We start from the raw sequence: 12,344 nt of genomic DNA, 5'->3' as shown, positions 1-12,344 counted from the left end.
GGGGACATGGTTGACGCACTTAATGATCTCCGCCGAGAACTCACCAATGCGTTAAGGTCCGTGTGGAAAAACCTACCCACCGACAATGCTCCGGAAGCTGATGCATTACCAGATGATGTGGTCAATGAGATCGCAACAAACTTCTACCGCAACCCCAAAAACCGCGGCAAACTCAACGAAGACCACTCCAATTCACTACCCATGCTGGCACGCATGCGTTCACGTGGCCTTTTTGAAGACGATTGGCGAGCACGGCCCACCAAAGAACGCCCCTGGCCTGTCGTTTTAATACACGGAACCGGAGCCACAAAAGGCGATTGGCAAGACCTCGGTGCAGATTTACGCCGCGATGGATGGGCAGTTTTTGCACCCGATTTTGGCCAACGCGCCACAGGAGCCGTGGCAGAATCATCCGCACAAATTGGGGCCTATATAGATACAGTATTGCTCGCTACTGGGGCATCAAAAGTAATCGTGGTCGGACACTCCCAAGGTGGTGTGCTTTTGCGATACTGGATGCGCGTTTTGGGAGGTGCAACAAAAGTAAAACACATGGTGTCACTAGCTGTACCCAACCACGGAACCACCATGGGAGGCATTGTCAGCCCACTGATCCGCAACAACCGAGGTGAAACGGTAGTTAATTCCGTAGTGAACTCATGGTTTGGGGAAGCTGGATTTGAAATGATCCGAGGCCACGACACCATCAATGCCATCAATGAAGGTGGCGATCTCGATCCCGGCGTGACCTACCTGTGCATCGCCACCCACTTTGACACCGTGATCCAACCACCAGAAACCTGCTTCCTAGAGGCACGGAACTCAGAAGAACTGGAACGTGTGAAAAACATCTGGGTTGAAAACCTGGACCCAAACTCCGTTGTCCTCCACGAAGCCATGCCCTATGACTCCCGCGTCCGCGCCCTGGTCAGAGCAAATTTAAGTACGTTGGTGTCAAATTTGGAGTGAGATCTCTCGAGCTACACCGCGGACTAAATCTGCAATCTCATCCAAATTTTTATCATCAAGCAGGGATACGCCAATTGATGCTTCTGGAAAACGATCCGGCAGCGACAACGGAGCAGCCACGCCATACACGTTGGGAAGAACCTCCCCATGACTAATGGAATATCCACGCTCCCGGTCAAGTTTAACCTCCTCCGAATCATTCCGAGAAGGTGCTCGCCCAGCCAAAATGGCACGACCACCAGAACCCCGATCAAGGGCATGGATACTACCTGCTGAAAACGTTACATATGGCAGATGCATCATGGGTTGGACGACTTGTTCAGCCATTACTTGAGTTTCAGAGATAGAAATCATGACATATGCAGAAGCCTGCGTCCGGTCAGCCAGTCTTTGCAGATAAGGAGACACCAACGCTTTAAGATCCACATCGACTGAGGCTGCCAAATGGATAAGTCCAGATCCTGCAAAGTACCTTTTGTTCTCATCTCTGCGAACAAGTCGATGAGCTTCCAAAGTTTGCAACAGTCTGAACACAACAGTGGCATGAAGATGCGTTTGGGCAGCCAACTCAGTCAACGTTATCCCCGATGACTCAGCTGTCACCGCTTCAAGCACCCTAAGCCCATTGTCCAGAGTCTTAGCACCTACCGGCTTAGTATCTTCAGTCATCGATTCAGATTAACACCTGGGACATAGGTTCATTCTGTGAAAGCGCAGCTTGCGTACCTGCGATTTTTCCCAGAACTAAACCATTGGTAACCGAATTTCCAGCACCAACATATCGCTCACCTAAAATTCCCCCTGCTGCCTCGCCAGCTGCAAAAAGACCATCAACTAAACTGCCGCTGGAATTTACAACTTGTGCAGTGGAATTAATCTGCAATCCTGTATGCGTACACACCAATTCACCGGGAACAATTTGCACCGCATAAAAAGGACCTTGTTCAATTGCATCAAGCTTCAGCTTGGCTCCCTTAGCTTGAAGAGTGTCATGTCGTCTGAAATCATCATCAATCCCGTTGGGAAGCATGTGATTCCAGCGGTCTACTGAACTTTTCAAGTTTTCTCGTGGCACTCCGATCTTTCCTGCCAACTCCTCCAAAGACCCTGCCTTAAGAACTACACCTTTATCTACTTCCTCTAAGATTCGTTCAGGTTGCCAATCTTCAACATCGGTGGGCAGATTCAAACGTGCACGCTCATCGAAAACAGCCCACACTGTCTTACCCACTGCTTTCCATTGCCCTTGGTTGACCGCATATGTGGAATCTTCGTCCATGCAGCGAAGCCCCTGGGCATCAACATAAATCCGAGATGCAGGCGGAAAACCGCTAACCCAATGGTGAAAACGTTGGAACCTGGCGGTAAGCAGCAATAGCCCCCAATTCTCGCCAAAGACTTTCAGGTCATGCTTTTCTGCAAATTTCAGGTGATCACCTCTAGATCCATCTGCGGCAACAGCAAAGAAACTTGTTCCAGCATCGAGTGCATCTGGAAAATACTTCCTAATAAGATCCTGGTTGCGGGCGAATCCACCAGATGCCACAATCACAGCACCGGCACGGATGCTTTCCTTTCCCAGTTTTACTCCGTGCACTCGATTGTCTTCAATAATTAAATCGGTAACTCTGCTGTTTAGACGAACAGGGATGCCTAGTTCTTGTCGGCGTTTATCTAGTACTTCTACAAGTCCTTTGCCTTGCCCTTTCGGTACGTGGCATCGTTTGTTGTTTTCCACCCCACCCCGAGTTAGCCCTGGCATATGGGCATTAGTGGAATGCTGAGCAGGAACTTCAAGGCCCATCTCCAACATCCACTCAAACATGGGCCCTGACTCGTGGCAAAAATTCCATACCGGACCAGGCAAGACTTTCCACTGGTTTAGGTCCATATAGTGCTGATACATTTCTCGAGGTGAATCTGCCACGCCCAGACTGTGTTGAACACTTGTTCCAGCTGCAACTAATACACCAGCTGATCGGATTGTTGAACCCCCAATGCTTGGTTCAGCCTCCAGGATGACCACATCAGCTCCATGTTCAGAAGCAGAAATAGCAGCGGATAGTCCTGCACCACCCGATCCAATCACTATGACATCAAAATCTTTAGACATGGCGTGAACCTCCGTCCACAGAGATGCAGCTTCCGGTGATGTATCTTGCTGAATCAGATAGCAAGAAAAGCACAGCCGCAAATACTTCAACTGGAGCACCAATTCTATGCAGTGGAACATTGCCCAAAGCATGTTCTAGTGCGCCTTCTCGTTCATGCACCCATTGCGTCATCGCAGTATCAATAAAACCAGGTGCAACCGCATTTACCCGCACATTGAAATCCCCTAATTCCACTGCGAGGCTATAAGAAAGCTGCAGGGTTCCAGCTTTTGCGGTGTTGTAAGCTCCCCTGCCTCTGCGGATACGCAAGGCCGCAACAGATGCCATATTAACGATGCTTCCGCCACCATGATCCTTCATGTAACCGGCAGCAACCTGCGAGCCAAACAATGTGCCCTTAGTGTTGACATCAAATGCTAGATCAAACTGTGATTCTGGAATGTCCAGTGACTCAGCCTCTGGGAACACTCCAGCATTGTTGATCCATCCGTGGAGTCCGCCGAAGTTTTCAACTGCCGCCGACAGCGTCTTTTCATGATCTTGCTTTTTCGTCACATCGGCAACAACACCTACTACTTTGCCGGACTCTTGTGCCAAGTTGGCTTCGGCCAATTCTTGATTAATCTCCTCTGCTGCTTCAAGTACTGTGTCGTTGAGGTCTGTGATTACAACATTGACTCCACGTGATGCCAGCTGTGTTGCAAAAAGCCGTCCCATACCTTGTGCGGCTCCAGTGACCACCATGGTTTTTCCAGGTAGATCTGGGTACTGAGCTTCAATTGGGCTGTGGTTTACGTAGTTTTCCATGTTGTAATGTCTTTCTTTAAAAGTTGGTCGGTACTGTTTACTGTCTAGAATTCAATTCGTCGCGAAGATAGTCGTGGCTCGCCATCAATAATTCGGATGGAATCAAAAGCGGTGACAGTTCTCAGGATTGTGCATTCTTTTCCTGGTTCTCCTTGGACCACAACGAAGTTCAAGATAACTTCAGCCCCTTCTTCTGTCTGCTCAACGACATGAAAATTAAGCGCCAAATGCTTTGCGCCAGGGCTGCGCACTGGGAAACTATTGCCAAATTCGATCAGTTCTTCAGTTCCTACAAAAGCCTTTTCATAGCTGGGCGATGAATATGATCCATCCGCTGTATAGGTGTCAGCCCACCCGACTCCGTTACCGGTATCAATCGCTCGGCTTTGGCGCCCATAAAGGTTTTGTAATTGAGGCATAAGCTCGGTGATTTTAAGCATGGAGTACTCCTTAGAGTGGAAGTTGTGCGTTGATTCGATCAACAATTTGTTTGTAGGTACCGCCTGAATTCAATCCACCATCAATAACAATCTCGGTTCCTGTGATGTAGGAAGATTGGGGACTTAAGAGGAAGCTGACTACCTCGGCGATTTCTTGCGGTTCAGCAATCCGATTCATGGGAATTGCTTTGAGTGATTCTTCAACAAACTCGGTAGATCCAGAGTTAAGCAAAGGACTCGATACCAAACCTGGGTGGATGGAGTTAACTCTGATTCCTTTACCGCCAAATTCCAGAGCAGCCGATTGGCTAAGTCCACGAACACCCCATTTTGAAGTTCCATAAGCCGGCCCTGAGTGTGCCATGAGACCAGCAGTGGAAGATACATTGACCACCGCACCGTTTTCAGATTGTGAAAGCAGCGGATAACAGTACTTCATGCCATAAAACACACTGTTGAGGTTGATGTTCATGACGCTGAGCCAGTCCTCATCACTGGTTTCTACAAGAGATGCGCGCAAAGTACGACCTGCATTGTTTACTAATCCATCTAAACGGGAGGAAGTCTTGTTGATCTGCTCAGCGAGACTCTGCCACGATTCTGGATCCGCTACATCTAACACCGCACTGTGGATATCCCCGACCTGTTCCGGTAGAGCTTCGGTGATTTTTTGGTGTGCGTGCGTGAGCTTGTCTTCAGCAATATCAGTCATCCATACTGTCGCGCCTTGAGAAGCAAGCAGGAAGGACTCTTCGAACCCCATTCCACTCGCTGCTCCGGTGACTAGAATGATCTTTCCGTCCAGCGGATGGCTCATAGTGGAAGCTCCTGGCCTTTTGTCTCCTTATATATGAGCGCCGCGATGACGGTGACTGCACAACAAGCGATGAAGTAGTACGCCGGTGAAATATTTTGGCCGGTTTGTGAAATCAGCAGTGTTGCAATAAATGGTGCTGTTCCTCCAAGCAGGGTGTTTGAGGTGTTATTTGCCAAGGCAATGCCTGAATACCGCGTTCTGGTTGGCAGCATTTCTGCGTATGCGGCAAATGAAGCTCCATTTACTAGCGAGACCAAAATGAAGAGAATGGATTGGCTTGCTGCTGCGAGATAAGGATTATCCAAAGACATGAGCAGGAAGGCTGGGTAGCCAAGAATCACTCCGAGGATTGAGCCGATTAAAAAGAGTGGTTTTCGTCCAATTTTGTCTGCCAACCGTCCTGCTAGCGGAAGGGTGATAACACCACAGATCATGGCAATACATGTTGAGGTATAAGCCATTGTTGAGGTGTGTCCACCCACTATCTGCAGATATGTTGCTGCATAAACAGAGGCAATGTAGTAACCACCGGTGATCATGGCACCTAGGGCAATAATGACAAGAACTTTGCTGCCGGATTCTGTCAGAAGCACTTTGATTGGCAGTGTTTCTTTTTCCTCAGAGTTTTCCATTTTCGCAAACTCAGGAGAATCCTCAAGGCTGTTTCGGATATACAAACCGATCAGGCCGATGACCACGGAGAGCAGGAATGGGATGCGCCATGCCCAGGCATCGATGGTTTCGATGGACACGAAGGTAGTCAGACCCAGAGCCATCAACGATGCAAGGAGTGATCCGATATAAGTTCCACTATTCACCATTGAGGTTAAAGAGGCACGTTTTTTAGTTGGTGCGTATTCAGAAACAAAAGCATTTGCGCCACCAAGTTCACCTCCTGCGGCAAAGCCTTGCAAGCACCTAGCAAGAACCAGCAATACGGTTGCCCAGATTCCTAAGGTGACGTAGGTGGGAAGCATACCCATCAGGGCTGTTGCTGCAGCCATCAGCAGGATGGTCCAGGTCAGTGCCTTTTTGCGTCCGTATTTATCACCGATGTGGCCAAAGTAGATTCCGCCAGGAATGCGCATGAAGAATGCCACGGCAAACGTTGCAAAAGTTCCTAGTAGGGCAGTTGTTTCATTTCCTTGGAAGAAATGCACGGCGAGAATCGTCGCCATATATCCATAGATTCCGAAGTCGTAGTACTCCACGACAGTTCCCAGAATTGCACCCCTGATGACTTTCGCCATGGGGGTTGTGCCCGCGGTCGCCTCGGCGACTGGCGGGTTGTGTTCGTTTGTCAAAGTCATAACCCCTGCTCTCCTTCTCCTTAAGCCTTGAGAATATTTCTATATTCGCAAAGCATATGCGAATAAAAGAAAAGCTACATGATCCAAGTCACATACACAAGGAAATTCATGCATGAACTTTATTTTCCCTGCGTATGGCAGGCGTCACAAAAGGCCTGTTTCTTTGAATGCCCCCTTTAAGGGTGATTCTGAGCCAATAGACGGCTCCGATAGTTGGACCAACTCAAGTTAGACGCGATTCTGTGGCGTCATACTTTCTTAGCCCGTGAAAGAAATTTCTAACCTCAGTTCATCTAAAGACCAAGGGAGACTGCGGAGCTTTAGGTTTTGGTCAAATATGGCAGTTGCTGGAATCACCAACCTCCGAACCCCCAAACTTAAATATCCAGCGCGTCTAAAATGTCATCAAATGCCGGTGCAACACGGGTGCGCCACAAAATATCAACGCGACCATCGGCTCGACCCGGCCCACCATTGATGACAGCTACTTGTTTTCCTTGGCGTTGTGCTTCGATGACGATCCGGTAACCACTCATGACGGCTAGGGAGGAGCCGGCGATGAGAAGGCTGGAGGAGGCGTCGAGAAGCGTTTTTAAATCTTTTTTCCGGGCCGTAGGCACGGGTTCGCCGAAGTAAACCACGTCCGGTTTGAGCATGAGCGAGCCGCAGCGTAGGCAGCCGACCATGGTGAAGCGGCGCACTTGGGCGTCGTCGAGGAAGACGTCACCGTCCGGGTTGACGGCGCCAGGTTCCAGGCGAATTGAGGCGACATAGCCAGGGTTGGCGGCTTCGAGGCGTTCATCGAAAAGGTGCCGATCCTCACTAAAACCGCAGTTCAAACACATGACATGCGCGAGGTCGCCGTGCAGCGCGACAAGATTTTTCGTGCCGGCTTCCGCATGCAAACCATCCACATTTTGCGTGACCACACCGCTTAAAAACCCATGTCGCTCCAGCTCCACCATGGCGAAATGTGTGCGATTCGGCCGCGCCTGATCCATCACCCGCCAGCCCACAAATGACCGCGCCCAATACCGATGCGACGCCGCCGGATCGTGCCGAAACTCCTGGTACGTCATCGGCCGATGCCTGCTCAAGCTGCCCTGCGGGCCGCGATAATCGGGGATGCCCGAGTCAGTCGACACCCCTGCCCCAGTCACCGCCAGCACGCCACCAGCTTTTAATTGCTTTACGACGCCTTCCCTCGCCTCATCCTCCCCCATTGGCTCCACTGTCTCAGCAACAACACGAGCAATAGACCTCAACGCAGAATTATGGGCACGAGCAGTGAGTTCATCAAACACATACCCATCCTAGTCACTTGTTGGTTTATCAAATTGTTAATGAATTCCCACCCGTAACACTGGTGTATTTCAGTTCCTTCCGTAAGGTTGATGGCTATGAGCTTTCTCAACTCCGCAAAGTCCAAGGCCGTAGCCCTCACCGCAACCTTCGTGGGTGCAGCAACCCTCGCCAGCCCAGCAATCGCATCCGCCGACATCATCGACGACGCCCTCTCCGCCCTCCCATCCGGAGAAATCAGCTGCTCCCAGGCAGAAAAGTACTGGACCACCGAAGCTGATTACAACAGCAAGGTTGCCCAGGCCAACGCTTTGGCTATGTTTGATTCCCGCGGACCACAAATCAAGGCAGCACTTGCCCGAGTTGATGAAGCAGCAAACCGTTGTGGCCTCAAGGGTGGCACCACCGCCGCTAACCAGGGCGAAGCTTCAACCGCACCAGCTCAAAACCAGGATAATTCTGCAGCTCCAGCGCCTGCACCTTCATCTCCCGCACCGAGCAACCCAGAAACTCCTGCGGCACCTGCAGCTCCTGTATTGAACCTAACCCCTGCAGGTCTGCCATCCTTCACCGTTGAAGTTCCAGGTGTTGGCAACGTTCAGCTTCCAGATCTACAAAAAGCTTTCCAGCAATTCCTGGCACAGTTTGCGGCTTAAGTCTGCATCCTTTTAAGCTCTCATGGTTTCGGCCGTGGGAGCTTTTTGCATGTTACAAGCAATCACATTAATTAAGGTGGCATACTTTTCCCATGCTTAAGTTTTCTGCCCGGGCTTTCAGCGTCCTAGCTTGCTCTACAATTATCGCAATTTCAGCTTCACCCACCAGCCATGCCGCTGTTGGAGCCCTATTAAACCAAGTCCCCCAAGGTGAAATTTCTTGCGCCACCGCAGAGGCCTATTGGACAAATGATGCAGACTACCAAGCAAAAGTAGCCCAGGCGCAAGCACTCGCAGCATTTGATGAGCGCGGAAATCAAATTCTTGCTGCGCTAGCCCAAGTAGATGCCGCTGCCGAGAACTGTGGACTTAAAGGAACTGTAGGGAATGGAGCAGTACCTTCTGAAGAGGGTGCAGTTGGCACGCCAAATACTGAAGCCACCGAGTCTCCTGCTGCTTCCAGTACCCCGAATGTGCCGAGCTCTCCAAGTTCTCCTGATACACCGCTCACAGACCCCGCTGCAGTTTTCAGCCCTACCCAAAGCGCACCGACAAAAACTATTGAGGTTCTCGGACAAGGCCAAGTGGAAGTACCCGATGCAGAAGGAATACTCAAGAACTACCTGCGGCAACTGACGATCATCGTTTAACTCCACACCAAATATCTGTCAAGCAATAGAATAGAAAGTGTCTGGATTTTCCAGCACTTAAAAATATGCCTTTGACATGTAGGAACGGAGTTCTCATGCGCATTATTAATGCTCAAGTCAAGAACAATGCAGAGCTTGTTGATATCACCATCGAGGGTGGAAGAATTTCAACAATTACCCCCTCTGCACTTCGATCAGAAGAAGACAGTCGCGCTGATGATTACGATGCCGACGGAAGGCTGGTTACCCCTCAGTTCGTTGAAGCGCACATCCACCTAGATTATGCGAACACTGCCGGGGTTCCCCGCGAGAATGCCTCCGGCACACTTTTTGAAGCAATCGACATCTGGGCCGACCGCAAAACTCAAGGCTTCCACGTCAAGGAAGACATCAAAGCAAAAGCCCTCCAGGCGGCTCGTCGCGCAGCAGAACATGGCGCTGGTTTCATCCGCACACATGTCGATGTCACCGACCCCACCTTTGCAGGATTTGAGGCACTTGCAGAACTTCGCGATGAAGTCCGCGAGTGGTGCGACATTCAAATTGTCGCATTTCCTCAAAATGGCATCTTCGCTTATGAAGGTGGACAGAAGTTAATCTCCGATGCTATGTCTGCGGGTGCTGACGTTGTTGGTGGCATCCCACACCTTGAACCAACACGTGATGATGGCGTTGAGTCAGTAAAGTGGCTTTTTGATCTTGCGGAAAAGCACTCAGCCCCCATCGATATCCACACCGATGAAATCGATGATCCCCACTCCCGATTCGTTGAAGTCCTTGCCGCGGAAGCTGCAAAACGTGACATGGGTGAACAAACAGTAGTCTCCCACTCTGTAGCAATGGGCTACTACTCACCCGGATATATGGCTCGACTTTTACCTAAGTTGGCAGCTTCCAAGGTTCGTTTTGCCGTGTGCCCCAACGAGAACCTTCATCTCCAGGGGCTTGGTTTCCAAAATCCAGTACCCCGAGGTGTAGCACCAGTAAAACAGCTCACCGAGTGGGGCATTCCAGTCAGCTTCTGCCAAGACTCCATGAATGATCCCTTCTACCCCATGGGCGATGGAGACCTACTCCGTATTCTCGATTCCGGACTACATGTCTCCCACATGTTAACGGCCGACCATTTGAAAAACGCCCTGTCCTTCATCACCACGAATCCAGCTGGAAACTTAGGGATTGATAACCATGAAATCACCGAGAATGCCCCAGCCAACTTACTAGTTCTCGATGCCCACAGCACCAAAGAAGCCATACAACGCAAAGCAAGTGTTTTATTGAGCATTCACCGAGGTAAGAAGGTACTTTCCAGGAAACCTGAACAGGTGAACTGGAACGTCTAACCATCCTTTTAAGCGTAAAAACCATGTGACGCTTCCCATATTTCTATCAACCTATTGAAATCATGAATTAGAGTCGATTCTGCAAGTTTCTATAGATTGATAGAAAAGGGAGTTCGGATGTCCTCTACAGCATTCAAAGGCGATGACAAAGCCCTCATCGGCATTGTTTTATCGGTTCTCACATTTTGGCTATTTGCCCAATCAACGCTAAACATCGGACCCGACATGGCAACCGATCTTGGGATGAGTGACAGCACGATGAACATTGCTGTGGTGGCGGCCGCGCTGTTTTGCGGAACATTCATCGTCGCAGCCGGAGGCATTGCCGATGTTTTTGGTCGAGTGCGCATCATGATGATCGGCAACATTCTCAATATCGTAGGATCCCTCCTCATAGCATCCGCCACCACCTCTTTAGCCACTCAGATGGTCATCACTGGCCGAGTTCTCCAAGGATTGGCAGCAGCAGCCATCATGTCTTCATCTCTAGCCTTGGTGAAAACATATTGGTTGGGCGCTGACCGCCAACGAGCAGTCTCTATTTGGTCTATCGGCTCATGGGGTGGCACTGGATTCTGTGCACTTTTCGCCGGTCTTGTTGTAGCAAGCCCCTTTGGCTGGAGAGGAATATTTGCCCTTTGCGCAATTGTCTCCGTCACTGCCATTGCATTGACTCGCCACATCCCAGAATCCCGCCCAGCTCAATCCGTTGGGATGCGTTTGGACTGGAATGGCATCATCGTTTTAGCCCTCAGTGTATTGTCACTCGAATTGTTCATTACCCAAGGTGAATCACTTGGCTGGACGCACTGGATAACGTGGACACTACTTGCGGTCTCTATAACTTTCTTGGCTGTGTTTCTCTTTGTTGAACGCCTCGCCAGCTGGCCAGTGCTCGATTTCAATCTCTTCAAGAATCGGGCATTCAGCGGCGCAACCATCACCAACTTCATCATGAGTGCCACGGGCGGAGTTGTGGCGGTAGTCATGTGGGTTCAGCAAATGGGTTGGGGCATTTCCGCGACGGTTTCAGGCCTCACCAGTATTGGATTCGCAGTGTTTGTCATTCTCTTCATCCGAATCGGTGAAAAAGCAATGCAGCAAGTCGGTGCCCGCGTAGTCATCATCACCGCAGGCATTTTGGTAGCAGCTGGCACTGCTCTCTTGATGATCACTGCAGTCAGCGCCTCAACCTACATCCTTATTTCCCTCGCGGGTTTCTCCCTTTACGGGCTTGGCCTTGGTCTTTTCGCCACCCCAGTCACCGACACCGCTCTTGGAACACTTCCCACAGACCGCACAGGCGCTGGTGCTGGCGTATTTAAAATGTCTTCCTCTCTCGGAGCAGCGCTCGGCATCGCTATCTCCACCTCAGTGTTCTTAGCGCTTCGCGACTCCAGCATCTCCCTCGCCGGCAGTGTTTCACTCGGCATTAACGTTGTATTCGCGATTGCCGCCACCATCATCGCAGCAATCCTCATTCCAAAAGCCACACAGCTGGCTACGCAACCCAAGATAACGGCACCGAAACCTGCTGTCGCATCTAAAGCCTGATCTCGATAGCAAGCTTTTTTGCTTGTCGACGCCGGCCCCCACCAGCCGGCACCACAAGCAAGCAACCCAAGCACCCCAGAAAACACAAAAAGAGGTGTGGTACGCAACATCATCGTTGCGTACCACACCTCTACTATTTTTGTTAAGTTTTTGGTCGGCGGTAACCTACTCTCCCACACCCTCCCGAGTGCAGTACCATCAGCGTAACCAGGCTTAGCTTCCGGGTTCGGAAAGGGACCGGGCGTTTCCCTGCTACTATCACCACCGACACAACCACACACCAAACCAACCACACAGGCTGGTTGTGTTGTGTCAGACACTGCATAATGGACGCGAACACACATTTTTATATGCTCATTTGTTACGTTGCGTTAGAACAACC

General features: G+C 50.4%; 12 protein-coding genes and 1 rRNA gene. 5 read left to right on the top strand and 8 right to left on the bottom strand.

The genetic code is table 11. The features are described 5' to 3' along the window. The first annotated feature begins 6 nt into the window (after positions 1-6). Positions 7-969 carry an esterase/lipase family protein gene (locus tag N24_RS00575; protein ID WP_096453410.1) on the top strand — a complete coding sequence of 321 codons (963 nt, stop codon included), beginning with the start codon at positions 7-9 and terminating at the stop codon, positions 967-969. On the opposite strand, the gene N24_RS00570 is transcribed toward N24_RS00575, so the two are convergent. The 7 genes from N24_RS00570 to N24_RS00540 all read right to left on the bottom strand — a co-directional run bounded on the left by N24_RS00570 (position 955) and on the right by N24_RS00540 (position 7,761). After that, on the bottom strand, positions 955-1,638 hold the full coding sequence (locus N24_RS00570; protein WP_096453408.1) for an IclR family transcriptional regulator: 684 nt from the start codon (positions 1,636-1,638) through the stop codon (positions 955-957). The genes N24_RS00575 and N24_RS00570 overlap by 15 nt on opposite strands. A 4-nt stretch (positions 1,639-1,642) precedes the next feature. Next, entirely contained in the window at positions 1,643-3,082 is a 1,440-nt protein-coding gene (locus tag N24_RS00565) for an FAD-dependent oxidoreductase (protein WP_096453406.1), read from the bottom strand. Continuing rightward, on the bottom strand, positions 3,075-3,890 hold the full coding sequence (locus N24_RS00560; protein ID WP_096453404.1) for an SDR family NAD(P)-dependent oxidoreductase: 816 nt from the start codon (positions 3,888-3,890) through the stop codon (positions 3,075-3,077). Before N24_RS00560 ends, N24_RS00565 begins: the two co-directional genes overlap by 8 nt. A gap of 44 nt (positions 3,891-3,934) precedes the next feature. Next, positions 3,935-4,330, bottom strand: coding sequence for a nuclear transport factor 2 family protein (locus N24_RS00555; protein WP_096453402.1), 396 nt, complete (start codon positions 4,328-4,330; stop codon positions 3,935-3,937). A 10-nt stretch (positions 4,331-4,340) separates the two neighbouring features. Then, a complete protein-coding gene (locus N24_RS00550) occupies positions 4,341-5,147 on the bottom strand; it encodes an SDR family NAD(P)-dependent oxidoreductase (protein ID WP_096453400.1) in 807 nt (268 codons plus the stop codon). Beyond that, a complete protein-coding gene (locus N24_RS00545; protein ID WP_096453398.1) occupies positions 5,144-6,457 on the bottom strand; it encodes an MFS transporter in 1,314 nt (437 codons plus the stop codon). Before N24_RS00545 ends, N24_RS00550 begins: the two co-directional genes overlap by 4 nt. Positions 6,458-6,834: 377 nt before the next feature. Beyond that, on the bottom strand, positions 6,835-7,761 hold the full coding sequence (locus tag N24_RS00540; RefSeq protein WP_096453396.1) for a Sir2 family NAD-dependent protein deacetylase: 927 nt from the start codon (positions 7,759-7,761) through the stop codon (positions 6,835-6,837). Between the two features lie 96 nt (positions 7,762-7,857). Here N24_RS00540 and N24_RS00535 point away from each other — a divergent pair, with 96 nt between their 5' ends. The 4 genes from N24_RS00535 to N24_RS00520 all read left to right on the top strand — a co-directional run bounded on the left by N24_RS00535 (position 7,858) and on the right by N24_RS00520 (position 11,962). Continuing rightward, complete coding sequence (locus tag N24_RS00535; RefSeq protein WP_096453394.1) at positions 7,858-8,415, top strand: hypothetical protein; 558 nt, start codon at positions 7,858-7,860, stop codon at positions 8,413-8,415. Positions 8,416-8,507: 92 nt separating this feature from the next. Continuing rightward, positions 8,508-9,065 carry a hypothetical protein gene (locus tag N24_RS00530; protein ID WP_096453392.1) on the top strand — a complete coding sequence of 186 codons (558 nt, stop codon included), beginning with the start codon at positions 8,508-8,510 and terminating at the stop codon, positions 9,063-9,065. A gap of 95 nt (positions 9,066-9,160) precedes the next feature. Then, positions 9,161-10,408: an amidohydrolase family protein gene (locus N24_RS00525; RefSeq protein ID WP_096453390.1), complete on the top strand. Its 1,248-nt coding sequence runs from the start codon at positions 9,161-9,163 to the stop codon at positions 10,406-10,408. 117 nt (positions 10,409-10,525) lie between these two features. Next, entirely contained in the window at positions 10,526-11,962 is a 1,437-nt protein-coding gene (locus N24_RS00520; RefSeq protein WP_096453388.1) for an MFS transporter, read from the top strand. Between the two features lie 152 nt (positions 11,963-12,114). Here the strand turns inward: N24_RS00520 and rrf are convergent. Then, positions 12,115-12,231, bottom strand: a 5S ribosomal RNA gene (gene rrf / locus N24_RS00515). Between the last annotated feature and the right edge of the window lie 113 nt (positions 12,232-12,344).

It is taken from the genome of Corynebacterium suranareeae (assembly GCF_002355155.1).
Classification (GTDB): Bacteria; Actinomycetota; Actinomycetes; order Mycobacteriales; family Mycobacteriaceae; genus Corynebacterium; species Corynebacterium suranareeae.
The sequence above is the reverse complement of the archived record's forward strand: the minus strand, read 5'-3'. Positions and strand labels throughout refer to the sequence as shown.